Source organism: Nocardia otitidiscaviarum NBRC 14405 (assembly GCF_000308635.1).
GTDB classification, from domain to species: Bacteria; Actinomycetota; Actinomycetes; order Mycobacteriales; family Mycobacteriaceae; genus Nocardia; species Nocardia otitidiscaviarum.
In genome coordinates this window covers 58607-75895 of the sequence record NZ_BAGD01000278.1, presented here as the reverse complement: position 1 = coordinate 75895, position 17289 = coordinate 58607, and the positions used below count along the sequence as shown (strand labels likewise).

Genomic DNA, 17289 nt, shown 5'->3' with positions numbered 1-17289 from the left:
GGCATCTCGCCGATGACATCGATCAACCCTCGGCCGCAGTGAGGAATTCGGCATGCCGAGACTTTTTCCGGGGCTGTCACCAGCCGCGTGCGCCGCGCTCATCCTGGTGGCGGGACTGCTCACCGGGTGCGGCGCGGGCCAGCTCTCGCAGACCAGCATGGACAAGAACCCGGTCAACGGCAGCAATGCCGAGGCCGGTGATATCGCGTTGCGCAATGTGTATCTCGCGGCGGAGTCCGTGGGTGAGCGGATCGGCGACTACGGTTCGGTCAGCCTGTCGTTCACCGCGATTCACACCGGCATCGGCGCTCCGGACCGGTTGCTGGCGATAGCGTCGGCGGCCGTCGAGGAGGTGCGGATCGAGGCCGAACCCGACGAGTTGGTCATCGACGCCGGTACCGCGATCGCCGCGGGGCAGCCGATCGAGTCGCTGGATCCGGCGACAGCACCCGATGAGCCGTTCACCGTCGCGGTGCGCCCGGTCGCGGGCGCCCTGCGGCCCGGGGTGGCGTTGCCGTTCACCTTCGTCTTCGAACGCGGCGGCGCGGTGACCTTCGGTGTGCCGTTCGACGTGTGGAGCAAGGGTGAACCCCCGTCACCGACCCGGCCGCAGCGCTGACCGGCGGCCGCGCAGCGGACCCCCCGCCCGGGCACGAGAGTCGGAGGGACGGATCCGGAGCAGGAGAGGCAATGATGTGCGACAAGGCGTTCGGAGCGCCGATCGACACCGCGACAGTCGCCCGGCGGGTGCGCCGGTGAACGGCTCCGCGCAGCGCTCCGACGCCATCCCACCGCGCTGGACGTGGAACCCCTCCTCCTGGTCGCAGCGACTGCCGATCGTGGGCATCGCGCTGGTGGGCTGCGCCATCGCCACCTATCTCGCGCTCTACCAGTACGACGTGGTGCCGACCGTGTGGGAGCCGTTCTTCGGTGACGGCAGTCGCGTCATTCTGGACTCGAAGTTGTCCTACGTGCTGCCCGTCTCGGATGCGACGCTGGGTGCGCTCGCCTATCTTGCCGACGCCGTCTCCGGCGCGTACGGGGGTGTGCGCCGCTGGCGGACGATGCCGTGGATCGTGGTCGTGTTCGGCATCGCGGTCGGCCCACTCGGCACCATCAGCATTCTGCTGGTGATCGCGCAGCCGGTGCTCTACGGCGCGTTCTGCACATTGTGTCTGGCCTCGGCCGTCATCTCCATGGTGATGATCCCGCCCGCCATGGACGAGGTGCTGGCGAGCCTGCAATATCTGCGGCGGGTACACGATCGAGGCGAGTCGGTGTGGCGGGCGTTCTGGGGGCTGACGCAGCGAGAGCAGGAGGCGGCGTCATGATTCCCCAGTTCGTCATCGCGGCCCTCGGGATCTGGCTGATGGGTTCGCCCGCCGTCCTCGACTACGGCGCACCGGCGGCGACCAGCGATCGCATCGCGGGCCCGGTCCTGGCGGCGATCGGCTATCTGGCCGCGTACGACATCCTGCGCGGCATGCGCTGGCTCAACGTGGCCACCGGCGGCTGGCTGCTCCTGGCCCCGTGGGTGCTCGACTTCCCTTCCGCCGCAACGGTGAACAGCCTCGTCGTCGGCATGCTCACGCTCGTGCTGGTGCCGTTGACACGCGGCCCGCGCCAGCGGTTCGGCGGCGGCTGGGCCAGCCTGCTGCGACGCGACCCGGACGCCGCCGATACCGGCTGAACCGAGTCGCGGCGCCGACCGCACGGCCGCGAGTTCATTCCATCGCTACCTGACGGCTACCCGACTCCGCCACGATCACCGGGTTCCCCGCCTGCGGGGAGAAGATCGTTGCGAGGAGTACGGTGTGGCCGGGATGAGACAGTGGCGACTGGGTGCGGCGGTTGCCGCGGTGGCGGTGCTCGCCACCGCGTGCGGATCCGACGACCGGCAGACGGGTCCGGCGGCCGCGCCGGGCTGGGAGCGCGACGCCGCGAACAGCTATCACCGGCTGGCCACCTATCCGATCGTCGAGAACCGCCCGGACGGGGTGGCGGCCGACGCGGAGACCTCCGCGGAGATCTCGGCGGTCACCGCCGACGGAAAGACCCTGATCTACACGGACGCGGCCGGGAAGCGCATCGGTTTCCTGGATCTCAGCGATCCGGCCGCCCCGAAGGGCACCGGCTCGGTCTCGCTGGAGCAGTTGGGCCACGCCGACGACCAGCCCACCTCGGTGGCGGTCGCCGGTGACTACGTGCTGGTCGTGGTGGACAGCAGCGGTGGCGACTTCACCGCGCCGTCCGGGCGCGTGGACGTGGTGCGCATCAGCGATCGCGCCAAGGTGCACAGCATCGACCTGGGCGGGCAGCCGGATTCGATCGCGGTCAGCGCGGACGGCACCCGTGCCGCCATCGCCATGGAGAACCAGCGCGACGAGGAATTCACGCCGCCGGGCGGTGAGAAGGGCGATCTGCCGCAGCCGCCGACCGGCTTCGTGCAGCTGCTGAACCTGACCGGCGCGCCGCAGCAGTGGGCGGCCACCCCGGTGCGCATCGACGAATCCGCCGCCCGCGCGGCGGGTTTGGCCGCGCCCGAGGATCTCGAGCCGGAGTACGTGAGCTTCAACGCACGCGGCGAGGTGGCCGTCACCCTCCAGGAGAACAACGGCATCGCGATCATCGACGCCGCCGCCGGAACCGTGCGGAAAGTGTTCTCCGCCGGGCAGGTGTCGGCCGATGGCATCGACACCGAGAAGGACGGCCGGATCGACCCGAGCGGATCGCTGAAAGATGTGCCGCGCGAACCGGATTCGATCGCCTGGATCGGCGACGACCACGTGGTGACCGCCAACGAGGGCGACTGGAAGGGCGGCTCGCGCGGCTGGACCGTCTTCGACGCCGCCTCCGGCGCGGTGGTCTGGGACGCCGGTAACTCGTTCGAGCAGTTGGCGGTGCGCGTCGGCCTCCACAACGACGATCGCGCCGGAAAGAAGGGCACCGAACCCGAGGGCATCGCGGTCACCGAACTGGACGGCGTCCCGGTGGCGCTGATCGGTTCGGAGCGTAGCAATTTCGTCGCGGTGTACGACGTCTCGAATCCGGCCGAGCCGGTGTTCCGGCAGGTGTTGGCGACCGGTGTCGGTCCCGAGGGCATCGTCCCGATTCCGAACCGCAACCTGCTGGCGGTCTCCTCCGAGGTGGACGACGCGGAGGCCGGGGTGCGCGGCACCGTCAGCGTGTTCGGCTACGGCTCCGACTACGCCGACGGCGGCACGCCCGAGTTCCCGTCGGTCGTTTCGGCCGATGCCGACGGCACGCCGATCGGCTGGGGTGCGCTGGGCGCGCTGAGCCCCGACCCGGCCGCCGCCGACCGGCTGTTCACCGCCACCGACAACGCCTACGGCCCGGCCCGCATCCTCGGCCTGGACATCTCGGTCGCCCCGGCCGTGATCGACACCGAAATCGCCGTCACCGACAACGGCACACCCGCGGAACTGGATATCGAGGGTCTCGCGGCCCGCGCCGACGGCGGTTTCTACCTGGCCGTCGAGGGCAAGGACGGCCCCGGCAACCAGGTGCTGCGGGTGGCGGCCGACGGTGCGATCGAGCAGCGGATCCAGCTACCCGCCGAGATCGCGGCCGGACTCGGCAAGCAGGGCCTGGAGGGCATCGCGGTGCAGGGCTCCGGCGCGGACGAGACGGTATGGATGGTGCTGCAGCGCGAGCTGAAGTCCGATCCGAAGGGCGTCGCCCGCATCGGCAAGTACCTGCCGAAGTCCGGCGAATGGCAGTGGTACGGCTACCGCTTGGACGGCACCGACACCGAGGGCGACTGGATCGGCCTGTCCGAGATCGCGGTCGACGGCGATACCCTGCTGCTGCTGGAGCGCGACAAGCTCAGTGGCCCGAACGCGGTACTCAAGGTGGTCACCCGGGTCGCCATCCCGGCCGAGGCAGGCGTGACCGGCACCGCCCAGCCGACCGTGCTGGACAAGACCACCGCCCACGACCTGCTCCCCGACCTGCGCGCCACCAACGGCTGGGTGCAGGAGAAGGTCGAGGGGATGGCCGTCGCGGGCAACGGCGAACTCTACGTCGTCACCGACAACGACGGCCTGGACGACGCCACCGGCGAAACCGTGCTGCTGCGCCTGGGCACGCCGAGCTGATCTTGGAACCGAAGGGACGGCGGCGGACCAGGTGGTCCGCCGCCGTCCCTTCGCCGTTCCCCAACGATAGAATTTGCAGTTTCTGAATTTTTGCAGTTTCTGCTAAATTTCCGAGTATGGCGGAAGCGAGGCGCGAGGAGCCCGAACTCGGACTGCGTGAGCGCAAGAAGCGACAGACCCGACTCGATCTGTGCATGGCGGCACGACGGCTGGCCGCCGAACACGGTTTGGACGCGACGACGACCGACGAGATCGCCAAGGCGGTGGGCGTCTCACCGCGCACCTTCTTCAACTACTACGAGACCAAGCTGGACGCCGTGGTCGGACCGGTCGGCGAGATTGGAACACCCGAGGCGCGATTGGAATTCGCGGCCGGGGGGCCGACCGGCGTGCTGATCGACGATGTGATCCGGCTCTACGTCTCCGGCTACGAACCGGAAGACGAAGTGCGTGAGAGCATCGCACTGGTCGCATCGATCATCGAGACCGAGCCTCGGGTGCTGGCCGGATTCATCGCTGCCGGAGCCCAACACGAGGACGCCCTGCGGGAACTACTGTCCGCCCGCCTCGGTGACACCGTCTCAGCCGAATTCGCCGGTCTCACAGCCGGACTCATGTCCACACTGGCCACCCGGGCCGCGACGTCCCTGCGCGAGAACCCATCCCGGTCACTGGCCGACGCGGTGCGAGCGCAATGCGCCATGGCGATCGAACTCTTCAGCGGATCTCAGAGCGTCCGCAAGCCCGACAACAGATGAAGGAGACGCGCCGATGACCACGGCTGCCGCATCACCACCCACCCCGATCGTCCTGACCCAGAAGCGGATTTGGCTCATCTTCTCCGCACTCATCGCGGGCATGTTCCTGGCCAGCCTCGATCAGACCATCGTGGGCACCGCCATGCCGACCATTGTCGGCGAACTCGGTGGCGTCTCCGAAATGGCCTGGACCGCAACCTCGTATCTGCTGGCCACCACCATCGTCATGCCGATCTACGGTAAGTTCGGCGACCTGTTCGGCAGGCGGTGGCTGTTCCTGTTCGCCATCGGCGTCTTCACCGCCGCCTCGATCGGCGCGGCGCTGGCGACCGGCTTCTGGGAGTTCATCGCCTTCCGCGGACTCCAGGGCGTCGGCGGCGGCGGTCTGATGATCCTGGCGCAGGCCATCATCGCCGACGTGGTGCCCGCCAAGGATCGTGGTAAGTACATGGCCCCGATGGGCGCGGTCTTCGGCATCACCTCGGTGGCCGGACCGCTGCTAGGCGGCTTCTTCGCCGACCACATCGGCTGGCGCTGGTGCTTCTGGATCAATGTGCCCGTCGGTCTGGCGGCCATGGCCATCGCGTTCAAATACCTGAGCATTCCCAGCCATCGGCCCAAGTCCAAGCCGGACTATCTCGGCGTCGTGCTCATGTCCGCGGCCACCACGCTGATCATTCTGGCCACCGACTGGGGCGGTAAGCGCTACGCGTGGGATTCTTCGGTCATCCTGTCGATGATCGTCGCGCTGGTGCTGGTGATCGCCGCGTTCGTGGTGGTGGAAGCGCGGGCCGAGGAACCGATGTTGCCGCTGTGGCTGTTCCGAAACCGCACCTTCGTTCTCACCTCGACCATCGGTCTGGTGGTCGGTCTGGTGATGTTCGCGGCGCTCGCCTTCATTCCGACCTACCTCCAAATGGCCACGGGCGCTTCCGCTTCGGTCTCGGGGCTGCTGCTGATCCCGATGATGGTCGGCTTGCTGGCCACGCTGATCTCGTCCATGGCGGCCATCACCAAGACCGGTCGCTACCGGGTGTATCCGCCGCTGGGCGCGCTGATCATCGGCATCGGCATGGTGTGGCTGACCCAGCTGCGCGCGGACACCTCCATGTGGGTGGTGTCGGGCATGCTGTTCGTCATGGGCGCGGGCCTCGGCCTGATCATGCAGATCATCGTGCTGGTGGTGCAGAACGCGGTGTCGCCGGACCAGATCGGCACGGCCACCAGCGCCAACAACTACTTCCGGGAAATGGGCGGCGCGATCGGTGTCGCCGTCTTCGGCTCGATCTTCACCAGCCGCCTCACCGAAGGTTTGTCCGGCGCCTTCCAGGAGCACGGCCAGCAGGCCGCCGGTCTGGACCCCGGCGGCCTGGTGCCGACCGTGGTCAAGCACCTACCACAGCAGTTGCACGATGCCATCGTCAGCGCCTACGTCGACGCCCTGGTCCCCGGCTTCTGGTACCTGCTCCCAGGCGTGGCCGTAGCCTTCCTGCTCGCACTGTTCATCCCGCACCTGAAGCTCTCCGACGAGGCGGGCATGGTCGCGCGCGGCGAGGCGGTCCTCGCGGAGGACACGCCGGAGCCGGAATCCCTTCCGGCTGCTCAGGATCCGGTCCAGCGGTAGCGGCGCTCCGGGCGTCCGGTGCCGCCGTAGCGGAGTCGGACCTCCGCGCGGCCGGTATCCACGAAGTACTCCAGGTAGCGTCGGGCGCTGACGCGTGAGAGCGTGGCGGCGTCGGCGCATTCCTGGGCGGAGAGGTCGGTGTCGGCGGCGCGCAGGACGCGGGCGACCAGGTCGGCGGTATGCGCGGTCAGGCCCTTGGGCAGGGCGATGGTGCCGCTCGGGCGGGCGCCGAAGACCTGGTCGATATCGGCCTGGGCGGCGCGGTCGAGGCCGCTGAGTTTGGTGTGCAGGGCGGCGAAGTGGCGGAGCTGATCGTGCAGCGCGCCGTAGGTGAACGGCTTGATCAGATAGTGCAGGACGCCGCCGCGCACCGCCGCGCGAATGGTGTCCACGTGGTCGGCGGCGCTGACCACGATGACATCCGCCTCGGCGGTCTCCCGGATTCCGCGCAACACCGACAGGCCGTCGATATCGGGCAGATAGATGTCGAGCAGCACCAGATCGGGACGCAGCTCACCGACCATGCGCAGCGCCTCACCGCCGGTGTGCGCCACCCCGGCGACCTCGAAACCCGCTGTGCGGGAGACGTATCCGCTGTGCACCCGGGCGACCATGAAGTCGTCGTCGACGACCAGCACCCGAATCATTTCGACACCACCGGGGTGAGCGGGAGGGTGGCGGTGAAGACCGCGCCCTCGGCATTGTGGACCGATACCGAGCCACCGCGCCGCACGCAGGTCTGCCGGGTGATGGCCAGTCCGAGCCCCCGGGCGCCGCCGCGCTCGGCCGCCTTGGTGGTGAAACCATGCCGGAAGACCTCCTCGGCGATCTCGGGTGCGACACCGGGACCGGAGTCGCGCACCACCACCCGCACCGCCCCGGCCACCCGGCGCAGATCGACCTCGATCCAGCCCGGACCGCGCAGCGCGTCCAGCGCGTTGTCCACCAGATTGCCCAGCACGGTCACCAGATCGGCGGAGAGCGCGTCATCCACCTCGGGCAGCGCGGTGCTGGGCGACAACCGCAGTCCCACACCGTGTTCGGCGGCGGGACTGGCTTTGGCGATGAGCAGCGCCGCCACTGCCACGTCGCCGATCCGCTCGGTCACCTCGGCCTGCCACTGATCGCGTCCCGCGCTCACCACCTCGACATAGCGGCGCACTTCGTCGTATTCGCCGAGTTCGATGAGTCCGGCGATGGTGTGCAGGCGATTGCTGAACTCGTGTGCCTGGGCGCGCAGCATATCGGTGGTATTGCGGTTCTCGGTCAGTTCGTCGCGCAGCCGCATCAGTTCGGTGCGGTCGCGCAGGGTGATCACCGCGCCAAGGGTGCGCTGATCCCAGCGGATCGGGGTGCGGTTCATGATCAGCACCTTGCCGCGGCGCAGTCCGACCAGGTCGGTGCCCGCCGCCCGGCCGGTGAAGACGTCCAGAATCCGGTCGTTGAGCCCCAAGGCGTGCACGCTCGCCCCCACCACGTCGCCGAGCGACAGCAGCGCCTTGGCCTGGTCGTTCACCAGGGTGATGCGCTGCTGCTGATCCAGGCCGACCACGCCCTCGTGGATGCCGTGCAGCATGGCCTCGCGATGCTCGACGAGTCCGGTGATCTCGGCGGGCTCCAGGCCGAGCGTCTGCCGCTTGACCCACCACGTCACCGACAGCGAGCCCGCGATCCCGAGCACGCAGGCCAGCCCCAGCAGTCCGAGCAGGCGCGGGAACGATTCGGTGAGGATGGTCAGGAAGCCCGGAAGTTGCTTGCGCGCGGCGACATAGCCGACGAGTTCGTGACTGCTCTGCCCGATCACCGGCACATGCGCCACCACCGCGCCGTCGACATCTCCGACCCAGGCCCGCCCCTCGGTCACCGTCGAATCGGCCAGGGCCAGCGGCTCACCGATCTCCGCCGGGTCCTGCGAGGTCAGCACCGTGCCGTCGGTTCTGGCGATGACGACCACATCCGCACCGGAGGCCACCTGCGCCACGGTGGCGAAGGGCGCCAGCCGCAGATGCTGTTTCGGGTCGGCGAGCAGCACGCGCAGGCTGGGATTGGCGGCGACATCCTCGGCGATGCCGAGCATGCGCCGCGACTCGGTGGCCCGGAAGGTCTCCCCGACCTGCGCGACCACCACCGCCGCGACCGCGGCGAGCAGGACCACCACGATCGTCAGTTGCAGGGCCAGCAGCCGTCGTGCCAGCGAGCCCTTCTTGCCCACGTGTTCTCGTACCTCCCGGCCTCATCGCCCGTCGCCAGTCTCACCGCCCGACGGTGCCGACCGGACCGTTTTCGCCGCGAACACTATGAACAAAACGAACATTTCTGACGCAAGGCAGACAGCGTGCAGTGGCCCCGCTCACAATTCGACCCTGTTCGATGGTGAGAGATGAGGGATCGACAGTGCGAAAGTCCACAATGCTGGCCGGACTGGCGGCCGCTGCCGTCGCGGCCCTGACCCTGACCGCGTGCGGCAGCACCGCGGCCGGAGGCGAGAAGTTGAGCGGCGTCCGGATCATGGTGCCCAACTCCCCCGGCGGCGGCTACGACATCACCGCGCGCACCTCCGCGAAGGCCATGGAGGACGCGGGGATCGCGCGCTCGGTGGAGGTGTTCAACCTGCCCGGCGCGGGCGGCACCGTCGGTCTGGGCCGCCTGGTCGGCGAGGACGGCAACGGCAAACTGGTCATGCAGATGGGCCTGGGCGTGGTCGGCAGCGTCTACACCAACAATTCGCCCTCCACGCTCACCGACACCACGCCGATCGCGAAGCTGATCGAGGAACCCGACATCCTGGTGGTGTCGAAGAACTCCAAGTACACCAGCATCGACCAGCTCGTCGCGGACTGGAAGGCGAATCCGGGCGCGGTGCCGGTGGGCGGCGGCTCCTCCCCCGGCGGTCCGGACCACCTCGCACCCATGCTGGTGGCGAAAGCCGTTGGCATCGAACCGAAGTCGGTCAACTACATCCCGTTCGACGGTGGCGGTGAACTGCTGGCCTCGGTCCTGGGCGACAAGATCGCTTTCGGCGTCTCCGGGGTGGGCGAGTACCTCGACCAGATCCAGGCCGGTGAGTTGCGGGTGCTCGCCGTGACCGGACCCGAGCGCATCGCCGACGTGGACGCGCCCACCCTGAAGGAGGCTGGCATCGACGTCGAGTTCACCAACTGGCGCGGGGTGGTCGCACCGCCGGGCATCAGTGACGCCGACCGCACCGCACTCATCGACGCCTACACCCGCATGCACGATTCGCCGCAGTGGCGCGACGCGCTAGCCGCCAACGGCTGGGACGACGCCTTCGTCACCGGTACCGAGTTCGGCACGTTCATCCAGCGGCAGACCGACCAGGTCGGCTCGGTGCTGAAGGATCTGGGACTGGCATGACCGAGCGACCCGGGCGCACCTCGACGCTGGCCTGGTGGCGTGAGCGGTCCGAACTCGGGGTGTCCGCCCTGCTGGCCGGGGCGGGTGCGCTGGTGATCGTGGACGCGCTGACCATGTCGGCCGACTTCACCCAGCGCGGCCCGGTCGGGCCGCGCGCGGTGCCGGTGGTCGTCGGCCTGCTGCTGATCGTGGTCGCGGTGGTGCTCGCCGTGGATGTGCTGCGCGGCGGACGCGGCCCGGCCGAGGCCGGTGAGGACATCGATCTGTCCACACCCGTGGAGTGGCGGACGGTACTGCTGCTCATCGGGGTGTTCGTCGCCAACATCATGCTCATCGACGTGGTCGGTTTCCCGATTTCGGGCGGGCTGCTGTTCTGGGGTGCGGCCTACGCGCTCGGCAGCCGGCACTACGTGCGCGATCCCGTGATCGCGATAGCGCTGTCGCTGCTCACCTATATCGCATTCGTCCGGCTGCTCGGGGTCATGTTGCCGGGCGGCCCACTGGAGGGGCTGATCTGACGTGGATGTACTCGGGGATCTACTCGCGGGGTTCGGCACGGCGCTGACCCCCACCCATCTACTGCTCGCGGCCGTCGGAGTGCTGCTGGGCACGGCCATCGGCGTGCTGCCCGGCATCGGGCCCGCCATGGCGGTGGCGCTGCTGCTGCCGATCACCTACAGCATCGAGCCGACCGGCGCGTTCATCATGTTCGCCGGTATCTATTACGGCGGCATGTTCGGTGGGTCGACCACCTCCATCCTGCTGAACACGCCCGGCGAGACCGCCTCGGTGGTCACCGCCATCGAGGGGCATCCGATGGCGCGCAGCGGGCGCGGCGCACAGGCGTTGGCGACGGCGGCGATCGGCAATTTCGTCGGCGCGCTGTGCGGCACGCTGTTGCTGGTGCTGCTGGCTCCGGCGGTGGCGAAGGTGGCGGTGAATATCGGTGCGCCCGACTACTTCGCGGTCATGCTGCTGGCGTTCATCGCCGTCACCTCGGTGCTCGGCAGTTCGCGGGTACGCGGATTCGCTTCGCTGGGAATCGGTTTGGTGATCGGGCTGATCGGGCTGGACCCGATGACGGGTCAGCAGCGGCTCACCTTCGGCTCCCTGCACCTGGCCGACGGCATCGACGTGATCGTGGTGGCGGTCGGGCTCTTCGCGGTCGGCGAGGCGCTCTGGGTGGCCGCTCATCTGCGCCGACAACCGGCCACGGCCGTACCCGTCGGTCGAGTGCTGTTGAGCAAGAGCGACTTCCAGCGATCCTGGAAGCCGTGGCTGCGCGGGCCGCTCATCGGCTATCCGTTCGGCGCGGTACCGGCGGGCGGCGCGGAGATCCCGACCTTCCTGTCCTATGCGACCGAGCGAAAGCTGTCCAAGCATCCGGAGGAGTTCGGCAAGGGCGCGATCGAGGGTGTCGCCGGACCGGAGTCCACCGCCAGCGCCTCGGCGGCGGGCACGCTGACCACCATGCTGACCCTCGGCCTGCCGACCACGGCGACGGCGGCGGTCATGCTGGCGGCCTTCCAGCAGTACGGGATTCAGCCGGGGCCGCTGCTGTTCCAGCGGGAGTCGGAGTTGGTGTGGACGCTCATCGCCAGCCTGTTCATCGGCACCGTGCTGCTGCTGGCGCTGAACCTGCCGCTGGCACCGCTGTGGGCGAAACTGCTGCTCATCCCGCGCCCGTACCTGTACGCGGGCATCCTGTTCTTCGCCAGCGTCGGCGCGTACGCGGTGAGCGGAGACACCACCGACCTGATCCTGCTGCTGCTGATCGGCATGCTCGGATTCCTGATGCGGCGCTACGGAATTCCGTTGCTGCCCGCCATTATCGGAGCCATTCTGGGGCCGAACGCCGAACAGCAGATGCGCCGTGCGCTGCAGATCAGCGACGGTGCGCTGAGCGGCCTGGTCAACACCTGGTTCTCGGTCACCGTCTACGCCGTGATCGCCGCCATCCTGGCCTGGCCGCTGGTCGCCCGACTGCTGCGGGCGCGCCGCGACACCTCGGTTGGCGTATCGTAGAGACACCATTCGATCCCACGACGGCCCCCGATGCGCCGCGAGCATCGTTGCCATGAATTACGTTCTGCCCCCGGGAAAGGCTCTTCCCGCCATCCGATGACGGCCGCCCGGCTGCGCACCCGCCGCGAACTGCGCACCCAACGCCGCCCCCGCGCACACGGCTGCTGGAACCACCTCATCGCCGCCCCGCTGTGGCCGAAACACGGCGTGAACCTCGGCACCCTGCTGCGCACCTGCGACGCCACCGGCGCCTGCCTCGCCGTCCCCCGCCTCCCCTGGGTCCCCGAGGCCCTGGAACGCGGCAACACCCTGCGCCACCGCCAGTGCGTGCACTGGGTATCCGGCCGCGCCGACCGCTGGCTCGACCGCCAACGCACCGGCGGCGCAACCATTCTCGGCGTGGAACTCACCGACGAGTCCATCCGCCTCGCCGACCTCCCCGCCGCCCGGCGGCGCACCGTCGTGGTCCTCGGCAACGAGGGCTACGGCATCCCACCGGAAGGTCTCGACCACCTGGACACAGCGGTCGAGATCCCGATGGTCGGCACGGGGGCGAGTCTCAATGTGGCGGTGGCAGGTTCGCTGGTGCTCTACAAACTCGCGGGGCTGTGCTGAGCCCGCACCGAGCCTGGTCGCCTGCGCCCTCAAGCGGGCCAGCGGCGGGCGGCCGAACTTCGGGTCGTAGACGATCATGTCCGCGAAGTCGTAGCCGAGTCGTGTCGCGAGCCTGCGGATCTCATGCTGATCGGCAAGGGCGGGTCGGAGGTCACCGGGTGCCCGTCCCTCTACCTCACCGACCATGGCTACCTCGCGCAGGGATGGAAAACCAGCTGTCCGGAGACCGTCGAGATACCGCATCTCCTGCTGGGTTTCCTGAAACCCGACACCTATATCGACGCGACCCTCACCGACACGGGGCGCGGCACGTTCACCTTGACAGGTCGGCCGGTAGTCGACGGTTCCACAGCTTCCTCGAGGGCGAACCCGCGATCGTCGACGACTACAAGACTTCCTGGGTTGGTCTCGTCGAGGACATGACAGCACGAGGAGTCCGAACCAATCGTGTCCGTGTCGTCACGGTCCCACATTCCGATTACCAGCGATGGCTCTTGACCGTCACATCGGGGAATGTCGAGGCGGGCGAGGACATTCGGTACCTGCCACGACACCTCGTTACGGATGTGCCCTCGGACGACTGGTGGCTGCTCGACAACGAACGAGTGGTGTTCAATCTGGTGGACGAGCACGGTGTGCAGGCGGACGGCATAGCGATCACCACGGACCCCCGAATCGTCGAATACTGTTGTGGCGCTAAACAGCGGCTGTGGGATATGGCTACCCCGTACGCCGACTACATCGACAGTGCCTACGCCCGGCAGTGACAGGCGTAGATGAAGCGCGGGAGGCTCTCGGTGCCAGGCTCCGGGAGCTTCGCCGCAGATCCGGACTCACCGGAAGGCGGCTCGCCGAGCTCTCGGGCTGGCACCCCTCGAAGGTATCGAAGATCGAGTACGGGCGTATCAGCCCGTCCGATGCGGACATACGCGCCTATTGTGCGCACACGGACGCTGCCGACCAGCTGGCGGACCTGCTGGCGACTCTGCACAACATCGACACCGCCTATCTCGAGTGGCGGCGCATCCTCGCCACCGGCGTGCAGCGCCGACAGCAGAAATCCGTGAAACTGGAAGCGGCGGCACGGATCCTCCGCGTCTACACCACCCAGGTGGTCCCCGGTCTCCTCCAGACCGCCGAATATGCGGAGGCGATACTCCGGCGCCATATCGAGTTCTACCGAGTGCCCGATGATGTGGACGAAGGCGTCGCCAAGAGAATGGAGCGCCAACGGGTCCTCTACCAGCGCGACCATCGCTTCCACTTTCTCGTCAGCGAGCAGTCGCTGTACACGACGGTGGGCAGCGATGAGATCATGAGAGGCCAACTCCGAAAGGCCCTCGGTATTCGGTCTCGCGCCGACAACCACCCCGACAACTGAACTCGGACTATGAACTGTGGACCGTCCGCAGCTCGGCGTTCGCCTCGTCGAGTACCCGTTTGAACACGTAGGTGAGGATCGGGCGGGCGATCAGTCTGGTCAGAAACGCGCCGAGTAACGGGAAGCGGAGTTCGACCTGCGTCGACCAGACCACGCGGGTGCCGCCCGGCACCGCGGTGAAGGTGACGCTGCCGCCCTCGTGACGGGCGGGCGGAATCGCGCGGTAGACATGGAATTCGAACGAGTGCGGCGGGTCATAGGCGGTGATGCGCTCCCAGAACCAGCCGGCCGCCCAGCCCAGCACTCGCACCGCGCCGACCCCGTACGGTGCGTCCGCGCCGGGCCGGGCGAGATGCTCGTGCAGCACGAAGCCGACGCGAGTGTAGTTGTGCGCATTGCTCATCCAGTCGAAGACCGCGTGTGGCGGTGCTGCGACGATGCGTTCAACCGTGATCGTTTCCATGGGTTTCCCTCCCGAGAGTGAGTGGTTGCAAGGTCCTGGCCGCGCGCAGTTTCTCCGGATTGCGGACCGCGTAGAGCCTGGTGACGCGGCCGTCGGCGATCTCGAACAGGAGGATCGAATCGAGGGCGCCCTCCGCGTGGAACAGCACGGCGGGCAGCGCGTTGTAGGTGCCGAATTCGGCTGTCATAGCGGCCATCTGCCTGCGGGCCAGGCCGGAGCAGAAGGCAGCGACACGCTCCGCGCCCGCGATCGGACGCGACGCGACGCGCACACGGCCGCCGCCGTCGGAGATCTGGACGACATCCGGTGCCATGAGGTCCAGCAGCGCCGCGATATCGCCGGTCTTGGCGGCACGCAGAAACTGCCCGACCACCTTCGGGGCGGTGTCGTCGAGTTGGAAGCGCTGGCGGCGGGCCTGCACGTGCCGCCGGGCCCGATGGAGGATCTGGCGGACCGTGACATCGGATTTTCCGACCATATCGGCGATTTCGACCTGGCTGTACCCGAAGACCTCGGCGAGCACGAAGACGGCGCGTTCGGTCGGGCCGAGCGTCTCCAGGATCAGCAGCATGGCCATCGACACCGATTCCGCGAGCACGGTATCGGCGCTGGCATCCGGGCCGGTGCGGATGGGCTCGGGTAGCCAGCTGCCGATGTAGTCCTCCCGTCGCCGCCGCACCGTACGCAGATGATTGAGCGACTGCCGGGTCACCGTCTGCACCAGGTACCGGCGCGGATGCGCCACCGTGGCCGCGTTGACATCCCGCCAGCGCAGATAGCTGTCCTGCACTATGTCCTCGGCGTCGGCGGCGCTGCCGAGTATCTCGTAGGCGATGGTGAACAGCAGTGGCCGCAGTTCGGCGAATTCCTCGTCCCCGGTCGTCACGATCGCACCCTCCCTTCGTTCCCCAGTCGAACACAGGGACACCGCTCGGCACGGCAGCGTGACGTACCGGTGCTGTGCCCTCGGTCACAAGGAGGGGATGGGAGGGGAGCCGAGATCAGGAGCGGGCTGCGGCGACGAACTCGCGCATGCGGCCGTGGTCCTTCACGCCTCGGCTGGACTCCACGCCGCTGGACACGTCCACTCCCCACGGGCGGGCGACGGCGGCGGCCTCGGCCACATTGTCGGGGGACAGGCCGCCCGCGAGCAGCCACTGGCCGGTCGGCCGGTCGGCGGTCAGGGCGGTGAGGTCCCAGCGTTCGCCGGAACCGGCGACGGGGGAATCGAGCAGCAGCCATTCCTCGCCGTACGCGCCGGTGCGCACGTCGGTGTCGGCGGTGAGCGAGGTGGCGCGCAGCAGGCGCAGGTCGGACAGTTCGTCGAAGGCCGCGCGTGGGTACCCGCCGTGCAGTTGCAGCGCGTCCACCCCGGCCGCCCGCGCCAGCGCACCCGCCTCCGCCGCGGGGATGCCGTGGACGACGCCGACCGACAGCACCGTCGGCGGCACCTCGCGCAGCAGTCGCCGGACCACCTCGACCGAGACCTGCCGGGGGCTGGCGGTGAAGACGAACCCCACGGCGTCGGCACCGGCGGCGACGGCGGTCGTCACATCGGCCTCGGTACGCAGGCCGCACAGCTTCACGAACATGGGAAAACCCTAGGCGACGCGATGCGGCCGCCGACGCGGCCCGTCCTCCGTAGAGTGTCGACTGTGGACCTGCTGGCGGCGCGGTCGGAGTTCTCGGCCTACGGACTGTCGCACTGGATCGTGCTGGCCGTCTTCGCGGTCGGTGCGGTCGCGGTCGTGCGGATCGGGCGCGCGCACCGAAACGACCGTGCGGCAAAGCTTTTCACCCGGACATTCGGCGCGGCCACGCTGCTGTCGTACGGGGTGATCTATGTCGTCGCCCTGATCCCGTTCACCGTCGACCGCTCGATACCGCTGCGGCTGACCGACCTCGCCACCCTCGTTGCCGGGTACGCCCTGTGGTCGCACGCCCGGTGGGCCTACGCGCTGACCTACTACTGGTGTCTCACGCTGAGCACCCAGGCGCTCATCTCCCCGGCGCTGGAGAGCCGCGACTTCCCGTCCGCCGAATTCATCGCCTTCTGGGTCATCCACCTGGCCGTGGTCTGGGCGGCGATCTACCTGACCTGGGGAATCGGCATGCGCCCTGACTGGGGCAGCTACCGTTTCGCGTTGGCCGCCACCCTGATCTGGGTCGCGGTCACCTACGTCGTCAATACACTCACCGACGCCAATTACGGCTTCGTCAACGCCAAACCCAGCACCCCGTCACTGCTCGACGTGCTCGGCCCGTGGCCCTGGTACCTGGCCACCGTCGCCGCCATCCTGCTCACGGTGTGGGCCCTGATGACCTGGCCCTGGACGGTGCGGCGGCCGGAGCGGAGCGAGGTCAGCCACCCAGGTCGGTGAGGATGGCCCCGGTGAAATCGTCCAGGTCGCCGGGGTTGCGGGAGGTGATCAGGGTCCAGCCGTTCGCGGAGCGGACCATCGGCTCATCGGTCCACTCGCCGCCCGCATTGCGGATATCGGTGCGCAGGGACGGGTACGAGGTCACCGACCGCCCGCGAAGCAGATCCGCCTCCACCAGCAGCCACGGCCCGTGGCAGATGGCGGCGATCGTCTTGCCCGCCGCGGCGAACGACCGCACCACCTCGACCGCGGGCTCGGTGAGCCGCAGCTTGTCGGCGTTCACGGTACCGCCCGGAATGACCAGGGCCGCATAATCTTCCACCGCGACCGAATCCAGGCTCGCATCCGGATCGACGGCGATCGCCTGTTCGGTGTCGTGCAGGACGGTCCGCACCGCCTCCTTCTCCGGGGCCGCGTGCACCACCTGCGCACCGCTGTCGCGCAGCCTGCGCACGGGGACGAGCAGTTCGTCGCGTTCGACACCGGTATTGGAGGTGATGACCAACACCTTCGCGTTCACGCTCATGACACTCCTTTCCGACGGGCGGG

19 protein-coding genes are annotated in these 17289 nt (G+C 68.5%); 13 read left to right on the top strand and 6 right to left on the bottom strand.

The features are described 5' to 3' along the window. Positions 1–52 precede the first annotated feature (52 nt). From ON31_RS32190 to ON31_RS32165, 6 genes are all read left to right on the top strand, one after another. Positions 53–619, top strand: coding sequence for a copper chaperone PCu(A)C domain-containing protein (locus ON31_RS32190; RefSeq protein WP_039818964.1), 567 nt, complete (start codon positions 53–55; stop codon positions 617–619). Positions 620–755: 136 nt separating this feature from the next. Next, positions 756–1331, top strand: coding sequence for a vitamin K epoxide reductase family protein (locus tag ON31_RS32185; RefSeq protein ID WP_039818963.1), 576 nt, complete (start codon positions 756–758; stop codon positions 1329–1331). Next, positions 1328–1690, top strand: coding sequence for an SPW repeat domain-containing protein (locus ON31_RS32180; protein WP_051038166.1), 363 nt, complete (start codon positions 1328–1330; stop codon positions 1688–1690). Before ON31_RS32185 ends, ON31_RS32180 begins: the two co-directional genes overlap by 4 nt. A gap of 133 nt (positions 1691–1823) precedes the next feature. Continuing rightward, positions 1824–4118, top strand: a complete 2295-nt coding sequence (locus tag ON31_RS32175; protein ID WP_051038165.1) for an esterase-like activity of phytase family protein — start codon at positions 1824–1826, stop codon at positions 4116–4118. A gap of 116 nt (positions 4119–4234) precedes the next feature. Further along, the gene (locus ON31_RS32170; RefSeq protein ID WP_051038163.1) at positions 4235–4876 is read left to right on the top strand and encodes a TetR/AcrR family transcriptional regulator; all 642 of its coding nucleotides are present in this window, start codon (positions 4235–4237) and stop codon (positions 4874–4876) included. 13 nt (positions 4877–4889) lie between these two features. After that, complete coding sequence (locus tag ON31_RS32165) at positions 4890–6500, top strand: MDR family MFS transporter (RefSeq protein WP_039818962.1); 1611 nt, start codon at positions 4890–4892, stop codon at positions 6498–6500. Here the strand turns inward: ON31_RS32165 and ON31_RS32160 are convergent. Together ON31_RS32160 and ON31_RS32155 are read right to left on the bottom strand one after the other, a co-directional pair. After that, positions 6479–7147: a response regulator gene (locus tag ON31_RS32160; protein ID WP_039818961.1), complete on the bottom strand. Its 669-nt coding sequence runs from the start codon at positions 7145–7147 to the stop codon at positions 6479–6481. The two genes, ON31_RS32165 and ON31_RS32160, sit on opposite strands and share 22 nt — an antisense overlap. Then, the gene (locus ON31_RS32155; RefSeq protein ID WP_039818960.1) at positions 7144–8712 is read right to left on the bottom strand and encodes a sensor histidine kinase; all 1569 of its coding nucleotides are present in this window, start codon (positions 8710–8712) and stop codon (positions 7144–7146) included. The genes ON31_RS32160 and ON31_RS32155 overlap by 4 nt, the downstream gene beginning before the upstream one ends. 158 nt (positions 8713–8870) lie before the next feature. Between ON31_RS32155 and ON31_RS32150 the strand changes: the two genes are divergently transcribed. The 6 genes from ON31_RS32150 (at position 8871) to ON31_RS32125 (ending at position 13896) form a co-directional block, all read left to right on the top strand. Then, positions 8871–9875, top strand: coding sequence for a Bug family tripartite tricarboxylate transporter substrate binding protein (locus tag ON31_RS32150; RefSeq protein WP_218007419.1), 1005 nt, complete (start codon positions 8871–8873; stop codon positions 9873–9875). Beyond that, positions 9872–10393: a tripartite tricarboxylate transporter TctB family protein gene (locus ON31_RS32145; RefSeq protein WP_029926703.1), complete on the top strand. Its 522-nt coding sequence runs from the start codon at positions 9872–9874 to the stop codon at positions 10391–10393. The genes ON31_RS32150 and ON31_RS32145 overlap by 4 nt, the downstream gene beginning before the upstream one ends. 1 nt (position 10394) lies before the next feature. Then, positions 10395–11900, top strand: coding sequence for a tripartite tricarboxylate transporter permease (locus ON31_RS32140; RefSeq protein ID WP_039818957.1), 1506 nt, complete (start codon positions 10395–10397; stop codon positions 11898–11900). Between the two features lie 96 nt (positions 11901–11996). Continuing rightward, on the top strand, positions 11997–12515 hold the full coding sequence (locus ON31_RS32135; RefSeq protein WP_039818956.1) for a TrmH family RNA methyltransferase: 519 nt from the start codon (positions 11997–11999) through the stop codon (positions 12513–12515). Positions 12516–12718: 203 nt separating this feature from the next. Beyond that, on the top strand, positions 12719–13282 hold the full coding sequence (locus ON31_RS38665) for a DUF6879 family protein (protein ID WP_051038161.1): 564 nt from the start codon (positions 12719–12721) through the stop codon (positions 13280–13282). Beyond that, on the top strand, positions 13279–13896 hold the full coding sequence (locus ON31_RS32125) for a Scr1 family TA system antitoxin-like transcriptional regulator (protein WP_051038159.1): 618 nt from the start codon (positions 13279–13281) through the stop codon (positions 13894–13896). Before ON31_RS38665 ends, ON31_RS32125 begins: the two co-directional genes overlap by 4 nt. Positions 13897–13903: 7 nt before the next feature. Here ON31_RS32125 and ON31_RS32120 read toward each other — a convergent pair whose 3' ends face one another. The 3 genes from ON31_RS32120 to ON31_RS32110 form a co-directional block, all read right to left on the bottom strand. Next, a complete protein-coding gene (locus tag ON31_RS32120) occupies positions 13904–14359 on the bottom strand; it encodes an SRPBCC family protein (protein ID WP_039818955.1) in 456 nt (151 codons plus the stop codon). Then, a complete protein-coding gene (locus ON31_RS32115) occupies positions 14340–15245 on the bottom strand; it encodes an RNA polymerase sigma-70 factor (protein ID WP_039818954.1) in 906 nt (301 codons plus the stop codon). Before ON31_RS32115 ends, ON31_RS32120 begins: the two co-directional genes overlap by 20 nt. A 115-nt stretch (positions 15246–15360) precedes the next feature. Next, positions 15361–15951, bottom strand: coding sequence for a phosphoribosylanthranilate isomerase (locus ON31_RS32110; RefSeq protein ID WP_039818953.1), 591 nt, complete (start codon positions 15949–15951; stop codon positions 15361–15363). A gap of 69 nt (positions 15952–16020) precedes the next feature. Here ON31_RS32110 and ON31_RS32105 point away from each other — a divergent pair, with 69 nt between their 5' ends. After that, positions 16021–16740 (top strand): YwaF family protein, encoded by a 720-nt coding sequence (locus ON31_RS32105; protein WP_039818988.1) that lies wholly within the window; start codon positions 16021–16023, stop codon positions 16738–16740. Here the strand turns inward: ON31_RS32105 and ON31_RS32100 are convergent. Further along, positions 16721–17266, bottom strand: coding sequence for a type 1 glutamine amidotransferase domain-containing protein (locus ON31_RS32100; RefSeq protein ID WP_039818951.1), 546 nt, complete (start codon positions 17264–17266; stop codon positions 16721–16723). The genes ON31_RS32105 and ON31_RS32100 overlap by 20 nt on opposite strands. Between the last annotated feature and the right edge of the window lie 23 nt (positions 17267–17289).